Source organism: Methylobacterium sp. AC832 (assembly GCF_979256025.1).
Map to the genome: position 1 here is coordinate 199,094 of NZ_CEEDMV010000005.1, position 17,783 is coordinate 216,876.

Annotated in this window: 18 protein-coding genes; 5 read left to right on the forward strand and 13 right to left on the reverse strand. The window is 66.3% G+C overall.

Features of this window, described 5'->3' with window-relative positions:
* Nucleotides 1–23: 23 nt before the first annotated feature.
* The 12 genes from AC0IXR_RS18425 to AC0IXR_RS18480 form a co-directional block, all read right to left on the reverse strand.
* Nucleotides 24–905, reverse strand: a complete 882-nt coding sequence (locus AC0IXR_RS18425; RefSeq protein WP_056424857.1) for a 3-hydroxybutyryl-CoA dehydrogenase — start codon at nucleotides 903–905, stop codon at nucleotides 24–26.
* 210 nt (nucleotides 906–1,115) lie between these two features.
* On the reverse strand, nucleotides 1,116–2,066 hold the full coding sequence (locus tag AC0IXR_RS18430) for an electron transfer flavoprotein subunit alpha/FixB family protein (protein WP_056424860.1): 951 nt from the start codon (nucleotides 2,064–2,066) through the stop codon (nucleotides 1,116–1,118).
* 134 nt (nucleotides 2,067–2,200) lie between these two features.
* Nucleotides 2,201–2,950: an electron transfer flavoprotein subunit beta/FixA family protein gene (locus tag AC0IXR_RS18435; protein WP_056258098.1), complete on the reverse strand. Its 750-nt coding sequence runs from the start codon at nucleotides 2,948–2,950 to the stop codon at nucleotides 2,201–2,203.
* A gap of 220 nt (nucleotides 2,951–3,170) precedes the next feature.
* Entirely contained in the window at nucleotides 3,171–3,743 is a 573-nt protein-coding gene (locus AC0IXR_RS18440; RefSeq protein WP_471761722.1) for a cob(I)yrinic acid a,c-diamide adenosyltransferase, read from the reverse strand.
* A 32-nt stretch (nucleotides 3,744–3,775) separates the two neighbouring features.
* A complete protein-coding gene (locus tag AC0IXR_RS18445; protein ID WP_056424869.1) occupies nucleotides 3,776–4,393 on the reverse strand; it encodes an acyloxyacyl hydrolase in 618 nt (205 codons plus the stop codon).
* 145 nt (nucleotides 4,394–4,538) lie between these two features.
* Complete coding sequence (locus AC0IXR_RS18450; RefSeq protein WP_056424872.1) at nucleotides 4,539–4,724, reverse strand: twin transmembrane helix small protein; 186 nt, start codon at nucleotides 4,722–4,724, stop codon at nucleotides 4,539–4,541.
* A gap of 99 nt (nucleotides 4,725–4,823) precedes the next feature.
* The gene (locus AC0IXR_RS18455; protein ID WP_471761724.1) at nucleotides 4,824–7,448 is read right to left on the reverse strand and encodes a TIGR02302 family protein; all 2,625 of its coding nucleotides are present in this window, start codon (nucleotides 7,446–7,448) and stop codon (nucleotides 4,824–4,826) included.
* Between the two features lie 219 nt (nucleotides 7,449–7,667).
* A complete protein-coding gene (gene lysA, locus AC0IXR_RS18460) occupies nucleotides 7,668–8,942 on the reverse strand; it encodes a diaminopimelate decarboxylase (protein WP_471761725.1) in 1,275 nt (424 codons plus the stop codon).
* A 96-nt stretch (nucleotides 8,943–9,038) separates the two neighbouring features.
* The gene (locus tag AC0IXR_RS18465) at nucleotides 9,039–9,347 is read right to left on the reverse strand and encodes a hypothetical protein (protein ID WP_056424881.1); all 309 of its coding nucleotides are present in this window, start codon (nucleotides 9,345–9,347) and stop codon (nucleotides 9,039–9,041) included.
* A gap of 139 nt (nucleotides 9,348–9,486) precedes the next feature.
* Nucleotides 9,487–9,759, reverse strand: coding sequence for a 3',5'-cyclic-nucleotide phosphodiesterase (locus tag AC0IXR_RS18470; RefSeq protein WP_311274901.1), 273 nt, complete (start codon nucleotides 9,757–9,759; stop codon nucleotides 9,487–9,489).
* Between the two features lie 159 nt (nucleotides 9,760–9,918).
* Nucleotides 9,919–10,665, reverse strand: a complete 747-nt coding sequence (locus AC0IXR_RS18475) for a hypothetical protein (protein ID WP_471761727.1) — start codon at nucleotides 10,663–10,665, stop codon at nucleotides 9,919–9,921.
* Between the two features lie 240 nt (nucleotides 10,666–10,905).
* Nucleotides 10,906–11,538: a DUF1134 domain-containing protein gene (locus AC0IXR_RS18480; protein ID WP_471761728.1), complete on the reverse strand. Its 633-nt coding sequence runs from the start codon at nucleotides 11,536–11,538 to the stop codon at nucleotides 10,906–10,908.
* Nucleotides 11,539–11,672: 134 nt separating this feature from the next.
* Here AC0IXR_RS18480 and AC0IXR_RS18485 point away from each other — a divergent pair, with 134 nt between their 5' ends.
* Nucleotides 11,673–12,149, forward strand: coding sequence for a YHS domain-containing (seleno)protein (locus AC0IXR_RS18485; protein ID WP_471761730.1), 477 nt, complete (start codon nucleotides 11,673–11,675; stop codon nucleotides 12,147–12,149).
* A gap of 14 nt (nucleotides 12,150–12,163) precedes the next feature.
* On the opposite strand, the gene AC0IXR_RS18490 is transcribed toward AC0IXR_RS18485, so the two are convergent.
* Complete coding sequence (locus AC0IXR_RS18490; RefSeq protein WP_471761731.1) at nucleotides 12,164–13,021, reverse strand: 3'(2'),5'-bisphosphate nucleotidase CysQ family protein; 858 nt, start codon at nucleotides 13,019–13,021, stop codon at nucleotides 12,164–12,166.
* A 192-nt stretch (nucleotides 13,022–13,213) separates the two neighbouring features.
* Here AC0IXR_RS18490 and chpT point away from each other — a divergent pair, with 192 nt between their 5' ends.
* The 4 genes from chpT to AC0IXR_RS18510 all read left to right on the forward strand — a co-directional run bounded on the left by chpT (nucleotide 13,214) and on the right by AC0IXR_RS18510 (nucleotide 17,742).
* Nucleotides 13,214–13,948, forward strand: a complete 735-nt coding sequence (gene chpT / locus AC0IXR_RS18495; RefSeq protein ID WP_311274906.1) for a histidine phosphotransferase ChpT — start codon at nucleotides 13,214–13,216, stop codon at nucleotides 13,946–13,948.
* Nucleotides 13,949–14,093: 145 nt separating this feature from the next.
* Nucleotides 14,094–16,808, forward strand: coding sequence for a hybrid sensor histidine kinase/response regulator (locus AC0IXR_RS18500; RefSeq protein WP_471761732.1), 2,715 nt, complete (start codon nucleotides 14,094–14,096; stop codon nucleotides 16,806–16,808).
* Between the two features lie 38 nt (nucleotides 16,809–16,846).
* On the forward strand, nucleotides 16,847–17,335 hold the full coding sequence (locus AC0IXR_RS18505; RefSeq protein WP_056425002.1) for a chemotaxis protein CheW: 489 nt from the start codon (nucleotides 16,847–16,849) through the stop codon (nucleotides 17,333–17,335).
* Between the two features lie 23 nt (nucleotides 17,336–17,358).
* A complete protein-coding gene (locus AC0IXR_RS18510) occupies nucleotides 17,359–17,742 on the forward strand; it encodes a response regulator (protein ID WP_056425005.1) in 384 nt (127 codons plus the stop codon).
* The last annotated feature ends 41 nt before the right edge of the window (nucleotides 17,743–17,783 follow it).

Sequence of the window (17,783 nt, forward strand, 5' to 3'; positions counted from 1 at the left end):
CTCCGCGCGTCGCCCGCCGGCTCTCAGCGGGTCGGAACCGGCGTTTCACCGCGATAATCGTAGAAGCCGCGCTTCGTCTTCCGGCCGAGCCAGCCGGCCTCGACATATTTCACCAGGAGCGGGCAGGGGCGGTACTTCGAATCCGCCAGCCCCTCGTAGAGCACCTGCATCACCGACAGGCAGGTATCGAGGCCGATGAAATCGGCCAGCTGCAGCGGTCCCATCGGATGGTTGGCGCCGAGCTTCATCGCGGTGTCGATGGCCTCCACCGAGCCGACGCCCTCATAGAGCGTATAGATCGCCTCGTTGATCATCGGCAGCAGGATGCGGTTGACGATGAAGGCCGGGAAATCCTCCGACATGGTGGAGGTCTTGCCGAGCTTGGCGATGAACGCCTTGGCCGAAACGTAGGTCGGGTCCGCCGTCGCGATGCCCCGGATCAGCTCAACGAGCTGCATGACGGGGACCGGATTCATGAAATGGATGCCGATGAACCGCTCCGGCCGGTCGGTCGCGGCGGCGAGGCGGGTGATCGAAATCGACGACGTGTTCGTCGCCACGATGGCGTCGGGGTTCAGAGAGGGGCACAGGGCGGTGAAGATCTGGCGCTTGGTCGCCTCGTCCTCCGTCGCCGCCTCGATGACGAGGTCGCAGGGGGCGAGGTCGTCATAGCTCTCGGCGGCCTGAATACGGGCGACGCCGCTGCGCCTCTGCTCGTCGGTGATCGTACCCTTGGAGACCTGACGCGCCAGATTGCCGTCGATCGTCGCGAGCCCGCTATGGATCCGGGCGGTATCGCGGTCGTTCAGCCGCACGTCCAGTCCGGCCATGGCGCAGACATGGGCGATGCCGCTTCCCATCTGGCCGGCGCCGATGATTCCGACGGTCTTGATCTCGATGGCCATCGCTTGAACTCGCACCCCTGAGGCGCGGCCGGTTCGGCCGCAGAACGCCCGCCTAGCGATCGAGGCGTTGGCGCCGCAATTGAAATGCGGCGCACAAAATTCCTAGATCATTTTCTCGCTGAGGTGCAGCCCGGGCAAGCGCTTAAATGGGAAAAGAACTCCGCCGCGGATGGCTGCGGCGGAGTCCTGTCGTGGTTCCGGGGCGTAGGGTCAGCCCTTGGCCTTGGCGATCTCGGCCTGAAGCTCGGGGACGATCTGGAACAGGTCGCCGACGAGGCCGTAATCCGCCACCTGGAAGATCGGCGCATCCTCGTCCTTGTTGATGGCGACGATGACCTTCGAATCCTTCATGCCGGCCAGATGCTGGATCGCGCCGGAGATGCCCACCGCCACGTAGAGGTCCGGCGCCACGACCTTGCCGGTCTGGCCGACCTGCCAGTCGTTGGGAGCGTAGCCCGCATCGACAGCGGCGCGCGAGGCACCCACCGCCGCGCCGAGGGCATCGGCCAGCGGCTCGATGAGCTCCTTGAACTTGTCCGAGGAGCCGAGCGAGCGGCCACCCGAGACGATGATCTTGGCGGCGGCCAGTTCGGGCCGATCGGACTGGGCGATCTCCTCGCCCTTGAAGGTGGATTTGGACGAAGCGGGCGCGCTTACCGTGACGGGCTCCACCGGAGCCGTCGATCCCCCGGCGGCAGCGGCCTTGAACGCCGCCATGCGGACCGTGATGACCTTCTTGCCCTCGGCGGCCTGGACGGTCTGGATCGCGTTGCCGGCATAGATCGGCCGGTCGAACGTGTCGGGCGAGATCACGCTCATGATGTCGGAGATCTGCGCCACGTCGAGAAGAGCGGCCACGCGCGGCAGCACGTTCTTTCCGGTGGTGGAGGCGGCGGCGATGATCACGTCGTAATCGCCAGAGAGAGAGACGATCAGCGCCGCCGTCGGTTCGGCCAGGGCGTGGTCGTAGGCGGCATCCTCGGCCAGCAGCACCTTCTCGACACCGTCGAGTGCGGCGGCGGCATCGGCTGCCGGGCGGCTCGCCGCACCGGCGACCAGGGCGTGGATCGGTCCGCCGATTTCCTTGGCGGCGGAGAGCGCCTTCAGGCTGGCGTCGCGCACGGCGCCGTTATCGTGCTCGATGAGGAGGAGAATGGCCATGCTATGCGTCGAACCTCATATGCGGTGCGGCCTGGCATCCGTCGCGGCGTCGCGCCGGATTGCGGCCGAGGATAAGGATTGTGGGCCGGCGCCGGCCATCCTGCGACGGCCGGAGCGCGGACGGAGCCTGAAGCTCAGATGACCGAGGCTTCGCCCTTCAGCTTCTGGACCAGTTCGGCCGCGGAGCCGACCTTGATGCCCGCCTTGCGTCCGGCCGGCTCGACGGTCTTCAGCACCTTGACCCGGGGCGTCACGTCGACGCCGAGCGCATCGGGGCTCAGCTCCTCGAGGGGCTTCTTCTTCGCCTTCATGATGTTGGGCAGCGACGCGTAGCGCGGCTCGTTCAGGCGCAGATCCGTGGTCACGATCGCCGGCAGGGCGAGGGTGACGGTCTGCAGGCCGCCATCGACCTCACGGGTGACGTCGATCGAACCCTCGCCGAATTCGAGCTTGAACGCGAATGTGCCCTGCGGCCAATCGAGCAGGGCGGCGAGCATCTGCCCGGTCTGGTTGGAATCGTCGTCGATGGCCTGCTTGCCGAGGATGACGAGGCCGGGGGCCTCCTTCTCCACGACGGCCTTCAGGATCTTGGCCACCGCCAGCGGCTCCACGAGCCCGTCGGTCTTCACCAGGATCGCCCGGTCGGCGCCCATGGCGAGAGCGGTGCGCAAGGTCTCCTGCGCCTGCTGCGGACCGATGGACACGGCGACGATTTCGGTCGCCTTGCCCTTCTCCTTCAGACGGATCGCCTCTTCGACGGCGATCTCGTCGAACGGGTTCATCGACATCTTGACGTTGGCGAGTTCAACGCCCGAACCGTCGGCCTTGACGCGGATCTTGACGTTGTAGTCGACGACCCGCTTGACGGGCACCAGAACCTTCATGGCGGTCACAATCCTCCAATGATTTTCTTGGCAAGGGCCGGCGCAGCGCGCGAGGGGCCTTCGACGCGGTCGAAGGTCCGGGCACCCTCTTGGAATGAAGCGGCGGACCGTAACGGGGGGATTTCAGACTTGTCAACGCGTGCGACAGTCTAGCCCCGCGTCGAACACATGCGATCCGTAATTCACGCTCGCTTGTATGCGGTCTACCAGATTTCCCGCTTCAGCGGTTCTTGCCTGGAACCCAGAGCACGTCGTCGGCTCCATTGGCATTGGCCGTGCGGCTCGCCACGAAAAGGAAGTCCGACAGGCGGTTGAGGTATTGCAGCGCCTCGGGCGAAACGCGCTCGCCCTCTATGGCGGCGAGGGCCACCGTCAGGCGTTCGGCCCGGCGGCATATCGTGCGGGCGAGATGGAGCGCGGCTGAGGCCGCGGAACCGCCGGGCAACACGAAGGATTTCAGCGGCGACAGCTCGGCATTGAGCACGTCGATATCCGCCTCGATCCGCTTCACCTGGCTGGCGACGATACGCAGAGGCTCGTAAGCCGGCGGCTCGTCGCTTTCCGGGGTCGCGAGATCGGCCCCGAGGTCGAACAGGTCGTTCTGGATACGGCCGAGCATCGCGTCGAGGACGATATCGGCGTGGAGACGGACGAGACCGATGCAGGCATTGGTCTCATCGACCGTCCCGTAGGCCTCGACCCGCAGATCCGCCTTGGAGCGACGTTCGCCATTGGCGAGCGCCGTGGAGCCCTTGTCGCCGGTGCGCGTGTAGATGCGGTTCAGGGTGACCAAGGGTTATCCGATCTCAGATCCGGGCGTCGGGCTCAGAACGTGTAGCCGATCTTGCCGCCGAAATTCGTCAGGCCGCGATTCTCGTGGCACAGGCCGGCATTCGACATGTGCTCGACGGTGGCCATGATGCTCCAATGCTCGGTCAGACGATAGCCGAGCGCCGCCGCTTCGCGGAAGAGAGGGTTGCAGCCCAGGGCGTTGAAGCCCGCCGGTGCGTTGGCCTTCAGGCCGGTATAACCGTTATGCGCGCCCGCGCCGAAGAAACCTTCGAGGAAGACCCGGTTGTTCAGGGTCTGCGGGAAGAGGTCCACCGTCCAGGTCGCGCCGATATATGCGAAGCTGGTGCGACCATCGAAATTGTAGCTGCCGCCCACGGTCGGGCGCGGCACGAAGGCCTGCCAGAACGGATCGAGGCTCACCACCGGCTTGGAGAACAGGATCTCGCCGTTGATGGCGTTGGTGTTCTTCTCGGCGCTGCCGGGATCCTGCACGGCCCCGCCGATACGCACTTCGGACACGATGCTCAGCGGCTGGACAGGCGTGACGTAGGCCGCGGCGGGAGGCGGCGATCCGAGATCGGCGGCCTGGGCGGAACACACGACGGGCAGGGCGAGAATGCCGGCGACCAGGCGAGAGCAGATGGCTTGCATCGATGACGGATCCAAAGTGAACCCGACCTTCCTACCACGCAGGAATACGCTGGTGTCAGCCCGGCCGATCAGTAATCCCGCCCCGATATCGTCTTAGACGGGAGGTGAGACCCAGCCGCCACACTCACCGAGATGTGATGATTGCTCAGGCGGAGCGCCACCAGACGACGCCCATGATGAAAATGATCGCCAAGAACTGGAGCAGTACGCGGAGGCGCATCAGCCGCTGAGACAGGTTGGCGCTGCCCCCACGCATCATGTTGATGAGACCGAGAAACAGCACGACGGCCACGGCGAGGCAGGCGACGAGGACCAGGGTGTTGGATGACATGGAGGCTCGCGCTCGGAACGGGGGGACGAAGCCCATATGGCTCTGCCGATCCCCTAGCCCATAGGGCAGGGGATCGCACCCGCGGAACGGGTGCGACCTTCAGTTTCGCCGGAGCAGGCGCTCGAAATAGTCGAGCTCTTCCCTGGGCCGACTCGGATCGCCGAGCTTGCGCCGCAGCTCCTCCATGATCCGGCGCGTACGCTGGACCGCGGATTCGTCGGCGGTCGGAACCTTGCCACGGCCGTCGGAGAGGTCGCGGCCCTTGGTCGGACGGCCGAGCGGATCGTCGTCACGATTGCCGGCCTGCCCCTGCTGGTTCGGGTTCTCGCCGCCCTCCTGCTCGCCCTCGCCTTCACCCTCGCCCTGCGCCATCTCCTCCATCTGCTTCTGCATGCCGTCCGCGCCGCGCTTGAGCCCATCGAGGGCGCGGCCCTGAGCATCGACGGCATCGCCTTCCTTGCCCTCGCCGAGGGCGCCTTCGGCGTCGCGCATCGCTTCTTCGGCATCGGCGAGGCCTTCCTCGCCCTGCATCCCGAGCTCCTTCATCCGCTTCTGCAGATCTTCGAGGCGCTGGCGCAAAGCCTGCTGGCGTTCGCCGGCGCCGCCCTGGCCCTGCTCGCCCTTCTGGCCTTTCTGACCCTGTTGCCCTTGCTGGCCCTGCTCTCCGCCCTGCTGGCCCTGGTCGCCATTCTGCTGCTGACCCTGCTGGCCGCGCTGGGGCTTCTGGCCCTGCTTCTGCCCGGGCTGCTGGCCGCGCTTATTCTGACCGTCCTTGAAGGTCTCGTCGCGGAGCGCCTGCTGCTCGCGGGACATCTTGTCGAGTTCCTCGGCCTGCTTACTCATCTCACGGCCATTCGGGTCGGATTTGGCTCCCGGCTCGGCGGTCTGGAGGTTCTCGAGGATGCTGCGGAGCTGTTCGAGCAGGCGTTGCGCCTCGGCGGTGTCGCCGCGCTTCATCGCCTCTTCCATGTCCTTCAGCATCTTGTTCAGATCGTCCGGGGTGACGGTCTTGGCGTTCTGCTGCGACTTGCCCTTCTCGCCCTGCTGCTGAGGCTGCTTCTGCTGGCGCTCGGCCATCTGCTTCATGAACTTGTCGAGGGCCTGTTTCAGGTCCTCCGTCAGCTTCTTGATTTCCTCGTCCGGCGCGTTCCGGTCGATGGCGTCCTTCAGCCTGTCCTGGGCAGCGCGCAGGCTCTTCTCCGCATCGGAGAGGTCGCCATCCTCGATCTTGAGCGCCATCTCCCACAGTAGGTCGGCCACCTCGATCAGGTTTTCGTCGGTCCGTGCCGCCTTGAGCCGGCGGGACGCGGTGCGCAACCCGAGGAAGATCGAGGGCTGCGGCGTGAACTGATCCGGTGCGATCATCAGCGCGTCGAGGGCGGTCTGCACCCGGCGCCGGCTTTCGTCGGGAGCGGTGACGAGGCGCCGACGCTCCTCGGCCAGGGCGCGCGCCAGGGGCTCGCGGAACGGCCGGGCCGGCAGCGTGATCTCCGCCGTCTCGGTTCGCCCCTCCTGGCCGGCCTCGTCCTTCACCGCGATGGTCAGCCGGACCCGCGCGCCCGACCAGGGATTGTCGGTGAGGTCCACAAGGGTCTTCGTATCGGTCTCGCCGCTCGCGTCCGAGGGCAAAGCGAGAGGCATCTTCGGAAGGGGCACCAGGGAGCGACTGCCTGTCAGGGGTTCAACGATCCCGTCGGCCGAAGCGATGCCGTAATCGTCCTTGGCGCGGTAGCTCAGATTGAAGGTGCCGCGCGCATTCACCTCCAGGGAGCCGACGCGCCGGACTTCCGGGGCGAGGTCCGGGATGGTCTCGACGATGAGATGCTGCTTGGGCGCCGAGCCCGCGGCGATGATGAGATCGGCGGTGCCGCCGACGAGCTGGAAACGGTCCTCACGAAGGTCCGGGCGCGCTTCCTTGCCGGGCAGAGGCTTGAAACCCGCATTCGGCGTCAGCACGACATCGCCCTGTCCGGCGATCCGGACGATCAGCGTGGAGTTGACCGGTGCGCGCAGGCGCTGCTCGGTCCCGCTCATCGTGACGACGAGGGGCGGAAGCCTCGTATAGAGCGGCGGATCGATCCAGCCATCGACGCGAAAGTTTGGTCCCGGGCCGGCGGCCTCGTGCCAGTCGAACGCACTCCCGATGCGCTGGCGCCATTCCGGGCCTGCGACGAACAGGCTGGCCAACGCCGCCACGACGAGGCCGGCGCGAAGGGCGAAGGGGTCGCGGCGCGGCATGCCCGGACGGGGCAGGCCGACGCTCAAGCGAGAGACGGCCTCGGCTGCGCGGCGCTGATGCAGCGCCCAAAGCGCCTGCGTCGCCGGGTCCGTCGTTCCGACGGCGAGGGTATCCTCGATGGCCGAGGCCGGATTGTGCGACGAAGCGCCGTCGGCGGCGTCACGGTCGAGGCGGGCCAGTGCCTCGCGGCGGCTCGGGCGCGATAGGCGGACCAGCGGCACCAGAGCGGCGAGGAAGGCGAGGGCGAAGGCGGCGAGTCCGGCGATACGCCAGAACGGCGACAGATCGAGCCAGAGCCCTAGCCACGAGGCCGCGAGGAAAGCCAGGACCACGGCAAGCGCCCGCCAGACGAGCGGCCAGGCACGTTCCCACAATCCGGCGGCCTGCGATTGCGACACGAGCCGATCGAGCCGGCTTCGGGCTGCCGGCGTCTTCGGCGCCGTCATCTGGGTCGCTTTGGAGGTCGTCGCGTCGGCCTCGTCCATTCTGTTTGGGCTCCCGAGGCGGGGAATGCTCCAGGCATCCCGCCATGTCAGCCTAGCATGGTGGCGGCGCGCGGCGATCGGGTCAAATCGGCCCACCCGCATCGCGGGTGCGCGGCCAAGCAGGTCAGCATTGGCGAGCCAACGCTTCACCTTGCTTAGGCCTTTGAAGTGTCGCAGGTTTCGGAACGCAAAACCGGTGACCACTTTTACTAAACCTGCTTAGTCCGACCGCAGCCAGTCGGGCACGCGGTCGAGGCCGATGAGGTCGTCATAGCTCTGGCGCGGCCGGACGATGGCGGCGCGGTCGCCACTCACCAGAACCTCTGGCACGAGGCGGCGCGTATTGTAGGTTCCGGCCTGGACAGCCCCGTAGGCGCCCGCGGTCATCACGGCGACGAGGTCGCCCGGTGCGACATCGGGGATATCCCGGGCCAGCGCGATATAGTCGCCGCTCTCACAGACCGGCCCGACCACGTCGGCGACGAGGCGGGGGGTGTCGGCACCGGGCTCGATGACCGGGCGAAGGGCGTGGTAGGCCTCGTAGAGCGTCGGGCGGATCAGATCGTTCATCGCCGCGTCGACGATGACGAAGGTCCGGCCCTCCGTGCGCTTCACGTAGAGGACGCGGGTGACCAGGATGCCGGCATTGCCGGCGATCATGCGGCCGATCTCGAAGACCGGGCGCAGGCCGAGGGGCCGGAAATGCGGGCGCAGGATATCCGCCAGGGCGGCGGGCTCCGGGGGAGGGGCGTTGTCCTCGCGATAGGGAATGCCGAGACCGCCGCCGAAATCGATGTGATGCAGGGGGTGACCCTGCGCCATCAGGCTGCGCGCCAATTCGGCCAGGAGCCCGGCCGCATGGGCGAAGGGCGCGAGATCGGTGATCTGGCTGCCGATATGCATGTCGACGCCGGACACCGCGATCCCCGGCAGGGACGCCGCGCGGGCATAGACCTCGGCCGCGCGTCCGATGGGGATGCCGAATTTGTTCTCGGATTTTCCGGTGGAGATCTTGGCATGGGTCCCGGCATCCACATCCGGATTGACCCGGACGGAGACCGGAGCAGTCGCGCCCAGGGAAGAGGCCACCTCGGACAGGGTTTCGAGCTCGGGCTCGCTCTCCACGTTGAAGCAGTAGATGCCGGCATGCAGAGCCGCCGCCATCTCCTCGCGGGTCTTGCCCACGCCGGAGAACACGATCCGCTGCGGATCGACGCCCGCGGCAAGCGCCCGCCGCAACTCGCCCTCGGAGACGATGTCCATCCCCGCCCCGAGACGGGCCAGGGTGGTGAGCACCGCCTGGTTGGAATTCGCCTTCATCGCATAGCAGACGAGGGCGTCGTCCCCGGCGAAGGCTTCGGCGAAGACGCGGTAATGCCGCTCAAGCGTCGCCGTGGAGTAGCAATAGAACGGCGTGCCGACTTCGGCCGCGAGGCCGGTCAGGTCGACATCCTCGGCGGCCAGCCGGCCGTCACGATACTGGAAATGGTGCATGGCGGGCCTTGGGACGCGAATCCCGAAACGCGAACCTGACAGAAGACGGCACGCCCGACATAGCCCCGTCGGGACGGACGTCAGGCCCGCGTCAATCTAGAGGAGCGGATCGAGGATGAAGGGCTGTTTGGGGACGGTATAGCCGCGCTTGACGCCCCTCGAGGTCTGTACGGGAGCCTCGAAGATCGCCTGGGGCGTACCGGAAATCGCCGTCGGGTCGAGGTCGTCGCCATCGGCCACCGCGGTGGCATCCGCCACCGGCGACGCTCCGAGGCCGATCCCGGAGGATTGCACCGGTGCTCGCGTATCGGGGGCCTGCAGGGCACCGCGCCGGCCGCAGCCGGAACCGGCAAGGGCCACGCAGCCCACAGCGAGGAGCAACGTCAGTCGGGAACGAAACAACATCAACGCGGGTCCGGCACCTCAGGCGGCGGCATCATAGCCGCTGCCGCTCGCCGATGCGAGCGCAACGGCCACGCTTTGTGCAGCCTGAGGCCCGGAGGCCTCAGGGAAGGGGATCAAACCTTCGTGTCAGCCGGGCTGGTCAGCCCTTCTTGCCGCCCGTCTTCTCGTAGGCGTCGATCGCACGGCGGCAATTCTCGGACAGCTTGGTCCAGTTGGTCTGGAAGCACTTGTCCACCGCCGGATCGTCGGGAGAGAGGTTCCCGCAATAGGTGAGGTAATCGCCGGTGCAATACTTCTTCAACGTCTCGTTGCCCCGCTTCGTCTGGGGAGCGGCTTGAGCGAAAGCCGCCGCCGACGAGAACATGGCCATGGTGGCGAGAGCGAGGGCAAGCGAAGTCGACTTGAATGCCATAGGGAACGAGATCCGTCTCAGACAGTGGAGATGTGACGAACCCGATGATGCCTATGCATGGTCGAAACAAGGCACGCCGGTGGTCATCCCATGAACAACGCGGCTTCTACGCCACAGCTTCCATGACCTGCAACAAGCCTGTCAGGCTTCGGCGGCTGTTCAGACCCGTTCGGCCTGTTTCAACGGAACAGGGCCGGCCTGCGCACCGGGCATGGGGAAAACATCGACGGACGGAAGCCGGTTCTGCCTCAGCAGCGAATCCGCCACCTCGACGATACGCTGGCGAAGAACGGCGATCTCCTGGTCTTGCTGCACGTTGGCCTGCGGCACCTTTGCCGCTCGCAGCGCTTCGCATTCCTCCAGAAGCACTACGTAGCGGGCTTGGAGATCCGGCGCGGGTTCGTCGCTGGCGGTGTCTCCTTCCACGGTCTCCGACGATGCCGCTGCGCTGCGTAGCGCATGGAGATCGTCGATGAGATCGCGATGGGCGTTCTCCAGGACTTCGAGCGTGGCGAGGCTGAGGGTTCCTTCCGCGCGAGCGGTGGCGAGGTCGCGTTCGACGCCGTCGAGGGTCGCTCTCGTGGATGCGAGGGTGGCATCCCGCTCCTCCACATTTCGAGCCAGGGCGGCGATCTCGAGGGTCCGCGCTCCGATGGCTGCCATATCCGAATGGCGGCTCGCGCGTGCGGCCTCCACCTTCCGTTCGAGACGACGCTGGGTGACGGCGAAACGCGCGCGCAGGAAATCCTTTTCTGCGGCGATCTCGGAGGCGGAGAGGGGGACGAGCCCTTCGAGCCGACGCTTGGAGAGACGGATCGCCCGGGCGTTCACGGCCGGCAGGACCATGAGGGCGCAGAGGCTCGCCGCAAGGAAGCCGAGCGCGAAGATCATCACGGTTTCGATCACGCGGGGATGCTCTTCCTAAGCAGGTTTCGCAAAAGTGGTCACCGGTTCTGCGCCTTGAAACCTGCGAGATTTCAACAGTCTAAGCAGGCTCGCGTTGGCACGCCACCGCGGGCTTGCATAGGCCAGATTCGCGAGCCGACAGACCTCAGCATGAACGTCTTTAAACCATTTCCCCCGTGCGAGACCAATCCTTTGAACGGCTTGGAATAAGCCGCCGCCGACCGAGCCGGGCGAACCGGATCAGAACGGGTTCCAAGTCGGCTTCGACGTGAATTTCAGGTAGCCGACATTGATCCCGAGGCGTGCGCCGACGCCGGTTCGGATCGGCACCACCACCATTCCGTCATTCGTGACGGCGGTCATCCCGAACCCGCCGATGAAATAGGCCGAGCCGTCGACCCCGGCAAAGCGCCGGTAGAGGCCGGAGACCGAGGGCATGTTGTAGAGGAGCATCATCGTGCGGTCGCCGTCGCCGCCGACATCGAACCCGATGGACGGTCCCTGCCAGTAGATCCGGCGCTGCCCGGCATTGCGGGTATAGAGTGTGCCTTCGCCGTAGCGGACGCCGCCGACGATGGCGCCGGAGGCTTCCTGCCCGAGGATGTAGCCGTTGGGCTCGCCCCAACGGCGGGTCGCTTCCTCGACGGTGAGGGCGAGGCCGCGCGACATGGAGCCGAAGAACTTATGCCCGTTATCCACGATCTCGGCCGGACGGAAACGGCCCGGGGGCGGCTCGTCGAAGGCCAGAGCCGGGGCGACGGACGCGGCGATCGACAGCGCGGCGGCTGCCACGCCGAGGCTCAGAACGCGCCGACGGGTGATGAGCGGCGAGGACTCGGCGGATGCGGAGAGGGGATTCGAAGGATCTGTCATCCGGAGCTCCATGTTCGCCCATCAATGGTTCGACATCCGTCCCGATCACCCACATTCTGGCGAATGGGTTTATCCGGTCCGGGACGAGCGGAGAGACGAGCTTGCGTCGCGCCGAGTCGAGCATGAAGTACCGCATGATAGGGTTAACGCGGCGTAACTTCGGGGCGGTCGCGTTGGCGTCGTGCCTCGCCGCACCTCGAAGCGCCTCGGCGGGGCAGGGGCTGATCGCCCTCAACGGTTTCGACGCGGTGAGCTACTTCCTTGACCCCGAAGGCCAGCCGGTCGCCGGCAAAGCCACCTACGAATGGGTCTGGAAGAACCGGACCTGGCGCTTTTCGAAAGCGAGCAATCTCGCGGCGTTCCGGGATGCGCCGTCGGTCTACGCACCGCGTCTCGGCGGCTACGATCCGATCGGGATCGTCGATGGCCGGATCGTCGATACGGACCCGCTGGTCTTCGCGATCCTGCCCGGTCCGACGGGGGATGCGCTCTACCTGTTCCGCAACCCGGAACATCGCGCGAAGGTCGTGGCGTCTCCCGCCATCGTCGGGGTGGCGGAAGAGACGTGGCCGAGCCTGAAGTCGCTCACGGAGGACGGCGTGACCCGCTGACACGGGCGCCCCGGTCAGGGCCGCGCGGTGTGCCCTTCCCGGATCGTATTCAGGTTGGGCCCGCGATCGGGCAGTCCGAGACGACTGGTATAGCTCGGATCCCCAAGGGCCGCGAAAGGGCCGTTGCGGTAGAAGATGCGGTAATGGCCATAGGTGATCTCGCGCCCGGAGGGCACGACGACCCTGCCGCCGGCCGTGGTCAGCACATGATCCCCGGCGGCCGTGTCCCACTCCATGGTCGGGCCGCAGCGGACATAAATATCGGCCTCGCCCGAGGCGATGAGGCAGAATTTCAGGGCCGAGGCCACGCCCCGCCTCTGACCGATGGGAAGGCCGGCGAGACAGGCCTCCGTCTCGATGTCGCCGTGGCGGCGGCTGACCAGGGCCACGAGCCCGTCCTCCGGTACTTTCCGGACCCGGATCGCATTCCGACCCGTCGGTCGCCCGCGATGGATCACCGCCTCGAACGCGGTGACGCCGGCCCCCCAGACGCGGCCGATACCCGGACCGGCCACGGCCGAGGCCACCGGCCTGTTTCCTTCGATCAGGCAGATATTGACGCTGTAATCCGGGTTTCCCGCGAGAAAATCGCGCGTTCCGTCCAATGGATCGACCAGAAAGAACAGGTCCGCCGGCGGCAGGTCGTGGGTGGATTCCTCGGAAACGATCGGGATCGTCGGATAACGCTGCTTCAGCGCTTCGATGATCAGCTTTTCGGAGGCGATATCGGCGACGCTCGAAGGGGTCCCGTCCGGCTTGATCACGTGTGCGCAATCGCCACCATGATGTCGTCGGAGGATGTCGCCCGCTTCGCAGGCGATGTCGGTCAATGTCGTCGCGATGCTGTCGCGCATCCGCGGATCGAGGGGCATGGGAAAGTCTTGCCTTGCGAGCCGCGCCTTGTCGACTCTAGAGTCGGCTTCAAAGCGTCCTACGCACTCGTCGCGTCGCTTTTCAAAGCATGCTGTGCCGTCTATCGGTGCCGCACCCAGTCGGTTTCATCTCTCGGAGCCGACGGACCGGCCGCATCGGCGGCCCATTCATTGCCCTGTGCGGAGAGCACGATGACCCCCGTCGATCTCGATTCCCTCGATCTCTCCGCGCTGCTGTGCTCGCGCGTCTGCCACGATGTGATCAGCCCCGTCGGCGCCATCGTGAACGGGCTCGAAGTCCTGGAGGACGAGAGCGACACCTCGATGCGGGAATTCGCCCTCGAACTCATCAGCAAGAGCGCGAAACAGGCCTCGGCGCGGCTGCAATTCGCCCGCATCGCCTTCGGCGCCGCCGGATCGGCGGGCGCCTCGATAGACCTCGCCGATGCCGAGAAGGTCTCCCGCGGGATGTTCGGCGACGAGAAGACCCAGCTGACCTGGAGCGCGCCGCAGGCGCTCTATCCGAAAAACAAGGTCAAGCTCCTGCTCAACCTCGTGATGATCGCCACCACCACGATCCCGCGCGGCGGCCGCATCGACGTCGTCGTGAGCGGCGACGGCGAGGCTCCCTCCATCGTCATCAGGTCGAAGGGGTCGCATGCCCGCATCCCGGCGCATGTGGAGGATCTGATCGCGGGAACGCCGGAGAACGGCGCGGTGGACGCGCACAGCATCCTGCCGTTCTATGCGGGCCTCGTCGCGCGTGTCGCCGCGATGAACGTGCGCTTCGGGATCGAAGGCGACGAAGTGACGATCAGCGCGGAGCCCGTCGCAGACGCCGTCGCGCCGGCCTCGCCCCCCGCCGCTGCCCCGGTCGAGGATACCCGCCCCTCCGACAGCGAGCCCCCCGAAACCTCGCTCGCCTGATCACGGGCCCGACTGTCGCGGCAGGCCTCAATCAAATCCTGCCGCGACTTGTGGATTTGTCTCTCTCTCGAAACTCTTCACTAACCTGTCGGCCTCAAGGTGGACTTCGCACAAACCTAGTGCGCGTCTGGACCGAGTGCCTCTAATGGATGACTTGCTGCGTGAGTTTCTGACCGAGAGCGCAGAGCATCTCGACACGGTGGACGCCGAACTCGTCCGCTTCGAGCAGGACCCCAACAACCAGACGATCCTGCGGAACATTTTCCGCCTCGTCCACACGATCAAGGGAACGTGCGGCTTCCTCGGCCTTCCGCGCCTGGAAGCGCTGGCGCATGCAGCCGAGACGCTGATGGGCCAGTTCCGCGACGGAATGCCGGTGAGCAGCCCCGCCGTAAGCCTGATCCTGGTGACGCTGGACCGGCTCAAGCAGATCCTCGGCGATCTCGAGATCGCCGGCACCGAGCCGGCCGGAAACGACGACGACCTGATCAATGCCCTCGACGCCATGTCGGCCGCCCCGTTCGTGGCACCGGCCGCCGTAGTCGAGACAAAGCTCCCCGACCCCGTCGTGCGTGAGCTCAAGCCCGGCGAAGTCTCCCTCGACGATCTGGAGCGCGCCTTCCTCGAAGCCGAAGGTCCCGACCTGTCGGAGCCGCTCCCCCTCGAGCCGGCCCCCGTCGCCATGGCCGAACCGAAGCAGCCCGAATTCACCGCTCCCGAGTTCGAAACCGTGTCGCTGGCCGAGGATTCGTCCTCGAAGGGCGCCAACCGGAAGAACGGGTCGGACGCTCCCTCCGGGGAATCCGAGGGCGGAGCCTCGAAGGTCCAGAGCATCCGCGTCAACGTGGACACGCTCGAACACCTCATGACGATGGTGTCCGAGCTGGTGCTGACCCGCAACCAGCTCCTCGAGATTGCCCGTCGCCACGACGATTCTACCTACAAAGTTCCCCTGCAGCGCCTCAGCCATGTGACGGCCGAGCTGCAGGAAGGCGTCATGAAGACGCGTATGCAGCCGATCGGCAATGCCTGGCAGAAGCTGCCGCGCGTGGTTCGCGATCTGTCGTCGGAACTCGGCAAGCAGATCGAGCTCATCATGAGCGGCGCCGAGACCGAGCTGGACCGTCAGGTGCTCGAGGTCATCAAGGACCCGCTCACCCACATGGTGCGCAATTCGGCCGACCACGGCATCGAATCCACCGCCGACCGGAAAGCGGCCGGCAAGCCGGCCCGCGGCACGATCCGCCTCGCCGCCTATCACGAGGGCGGAACGATCACGATCGAGATCGCCGATGACGGCAAGGGCCTCGATCTCGCCGCCATCCGCCGCAAGGCCGTGGAGCGCAACGTCGCGAGCCAGTCCGAGATCGACAAGATGACCGACGCCCAGGTGGCGAAGTTCATCTTCCATCCCGGCTTCTCGACGGCGAAGGCGGTCACCTCGGTGTCCGGCCGCGGCGTCGGCATGGATGTGGTGAAGACCAATATCGAGCTGATCGGCGGCGTCATCGACATCAACACGCAGCTCGGCCGCGGCACCACCTTCACCATCAAGATCCCGCTCACGCTGGCGATCATCGCCGCCCTCATCGTCAAGGCCGGCGACCTTCGCTACGCCGTGCCGCAGGTGGCCGTGCTGGAACTCGTGCGCGTCGACAAGGCCACGGCCCAGAAGGTCGAGCGCATCAACGGCTCGCCGGTGCTGCGCCTGCGCGAGCGCCTTCTCCCGATCGTCACCCTGACCGGGGTGCTCGGGCAGCAGGAGAACGCCGACAGCATCGATTCCGGCTTCGTCGTCGTCGCCCAGGTCGGCCGCCAGCGTTTCGGCATCCTCGTGGACGAGGTTTTCCACACGGAAGAAATCGTCGTGAAGCCGATGTCGTCGAAGCTGCGCCATCTGCCGCTCTTCGCCGGCAACACCATCCTCGGCGACGGTGCCGTGGTCCTGATCGTCGATCCGAACGGCATCGCCCGCCAGGTCAGCCAGGGTACGCAGACCGGCGTCATCCCGGTGGATGCCGAGCCGGAGGAGACCGATGCCGCCGACGCAAAGGCGACGCTGCTGGTGTTCAAGGGCGGCGGAGGCAGCTTCAAGGCGGTGCCGCTCTCGCTCGTGACACGGCTCGAGGAAATCGAAGCCAACAAGATCGAGTGGGTCGGCGGACGCCCGCTGATCCAGTACCGTGGCCGGCTCATGCCGCTGGTCCCGGCCGATCAGTCGATCGAGATCAGGAGCGAAGGCACGCAGGCGCTGGTGGTGTTCTCGGACGGCGAACGGGCCATGGGCCTGGTCGTGGACGAGATTATCGACATCGTCGAGGAGCGCCTCGACGTGGAGATCGCGGCCGAGCGTTCGGACCTCATCGGCTCGGCGGTCCTGCGCGGCCGCGCCACGGAGATCATCAACATCGCCCACTTCCTGCCGCTCGCCTATGACGACTGGGCGCGGGGCGCGCACAAGCCGGAGAAGCGCAGCGCGACGCTGCTCCTGGTCGACGATTCCGCCTTCTTCCGCGACATGCTGAGCCCGGTCCTCAAGGCCGCCGGCTACAACGTTATCACCGCCGGAAGCGCGGAAGCCGCTCTCACCACCCTGGTGAACAACAGCCGGATCGACGTGGTGGTGTGCGACCTGGAAATGCCGGGCCGCAACGGCTTCGATCTGGTCGCCGCCATGCGGAAGGGCGACGAGCGGGTCTCGCAGCTCCCGGTCATCGGCCTCTCCGGCACGGTGGGCGTCGATGCCATCGAGCGCGCCCGGTCGCTTTCGATCCTCGATCTGGTGGCGAAGTTCGACCGCAGCGGGCTGATCTCGGCCCTGAGCGAAATCGACATCGTCAGCCTTCCCAAAGCCGCCTGAACACGGCCTTCGAACAGAATCGGAGAATCTGAGCCATGATGCAGGCCGCCAACAGCAACAAAGGCGTCGATTCCGGCGCCACCACCGACTTCATCACGGTCTTCGTCGCCGACACGATGTTCGGCCTCGCGATCGACCGGGTCCACGACGTCTTCATTCCCGCCGGCGTGACGCCCGTCCCGCTGGCGCCGATGGAGATCGTCGGCCTCCTCAACCTGCGCGGACGCGTAGTCACGGCCCTGTGCCTGCGCCGCCGTCTCGGTCTCGCCGACCGTGCGGACGATAGCCAGAAGATGGCGATCGGCCTCGAACAGGGTGGCGAAACCTTCGCCCTCGTGGTCGATGGTGTCGGCGAGGTGCTGAAGCTCGGAGCGGAGACGCATGAGCCGGTGCCGATCAACCTCGATTCCCGCTGGCGCAATCTTTCCCTCGGGGTGCACCGGCTCGATGGAAGACTTCTCGTCATCCTCGATGTCGACGCTCTGCTCGCCTTCGGAACGAAACTCGACGTCGCCGGTGCCGCTTGACCATCCAGATCGAGGACAGCCCCATGAAGAACTGCCTCATCGTCGATGATTCCGCCGTCATCCGGAAAGTCGCGCGGCGTATCCTCGAGTCCATGAACTTCAAGGTCGGGGAGGCCGAGGACGGCGCCAAGGCCCTGACGGCCTGCGTCGAAGCGATGCCCGACGTGATCCTGCTCGACTGGAACATGCCGACCATGGATGGCTACGAGTTCCTCCGGGTCCTGCGCCAGACACCCGGAGGCCTGGCGCCGAAGGTTCTGTTCTGCACCACCGAGAACGACGTCGGCGCCATCGCACGGGCACTGCATGCCGGCGCCGACGAGTACATCATGAAGCCGTTCGACCGCGACATCGTCACGGCCAAGCTCGAACAGGTTGGATTCGGCCAGCAGGCCGACGCCGCCTGAACCGGAGACAGGGGGGTTTCCAGTCCCGCCCCATCGTCGCT

What these genes read in the sequence shown, in the direction of transcription:
- AC0IXR_RS18480 (WP_471761728.1), bottom strand. Translation starts at nt 11,538, where the DNA reads ATGACAGATCCTTCGAATCCCCTCTCCGCATCCGCCGAGTCCTCGCCG.
- AC0IXR_RS18425 (WP_056424857.1), bottom strand. Translation starts at nt 905, where the DNA reads ATGGCCATCGAGATCAAGACCGTCGGAATCATCGGCGCCGGCCAGATG.
- AC0IXR_RS18450 (WP_056424872.1), bottom strand. Translation starts at nt 4,724, where the DNA reads ATGTCATCCAACACCCTGGTCCTCGTCGCCTGCCTCGCCGTGGCCGTC.
- AC0IXR_RS18485 (WP_471761730.1), top strand. Translation starts at nt 11,673, where the DNA reads ATGATAGGGTTAACGCGGCGTAACTTCGGGGCGGTCGCGTTGGCGTCG.
- AC0IXR_RS18470 (WP_311274901.1), bottom strand. Translation starts at nt 9,759, where the DNA reads ATGGCATTCAAGTCGACTTCGCTTGCCCTCGCTCTCGCCACCATGGCC.
- AC0IXR_RS18490 (WP_471761731.1), bottom strand. Translation starts at nt 13,021, where the DNA reads ATGCCCCTCGATCCGCGGATGCGCGACAGCATCGCGACGACATTGACC.
- AC0IXR_RS18445 (WP_056424869.1), bottom strand. Translation starts at nt 4,393, where the DNA reads ATGCAAGCCATCTGCTCTCGCCTGGTCGCCGGCATTCTCGCCCTGCCC.
- AC0IXR_RS18510 (WP_056425005.1), top strand. Translation starts at nt 17,359, where the DNA reads ATGAAGAACTGCCTCATCGTCGATGATTCCGCCGTCATCCGGAAAGTC.
- AC0IXR_RS18505 (WP_056425002.1), top strand. Translation starts at nt 16,847, where the DNA reads ATGCAGGCCGCCAACAGCAACAAAGGCGTCGATTCCGGCGCCACCACC.
- AC0IXR_RS18500 (WP_471761732.1), top strand. Translation starts at nt 14,094, where the DNA reads ATGGATGACTTGCTGCGTGAGTTTCTGACCGAGAGCGCAGAGCATCTC.
- AC0IXR_RS18430 (WP_056424860.1), bottom strand. Translation starts at nt 2,066, where the DNA reads ATGGCCATTCTCCTCCTCATCGAGCACGATAACGGCGCCGTGCGCGAC.
- AC0IXR_RS18435 (WP_056258098.1), bottom strand. Translation starts at nt 2,950, where the DNA reads ATGAAGGTTCTGGTGCCCGTCAAGCGGGTCGTCGACTACAACGTCAAG.
- AC0IXR_RS18455 (WP_471761724.1), bottom strand. Translation starts at nt 7,448, where the DNA reads ATGGACGAGGCCGACGCGACGACCTCCAAAGCGACCCAGATGACGGCG.
- chpT (WP_311274906.1), top strand. Translation starts at nt 13,214, where the DNA reads ATGACCCCCGTCGATCTCGATTCCCTCGATCTCTCCGCGCTGCTGTGC.
- AC0IXR_RS18465 (WP_056424881.1), bottom strand. Translation starts at nt 9,347, where the DNA reads ATGTTGTTTCGTTCCCGACTGACGTTGCTCCTCGCTGTGGGCTGCGTG.
- lysA (WP_471761725.1), bottom strand. Translation starts at nt 8,942, where the DNA reads ATGCACCATTTCCAGTATCGTGACGGCCGGCTGGCCGCCGAGGATGTC.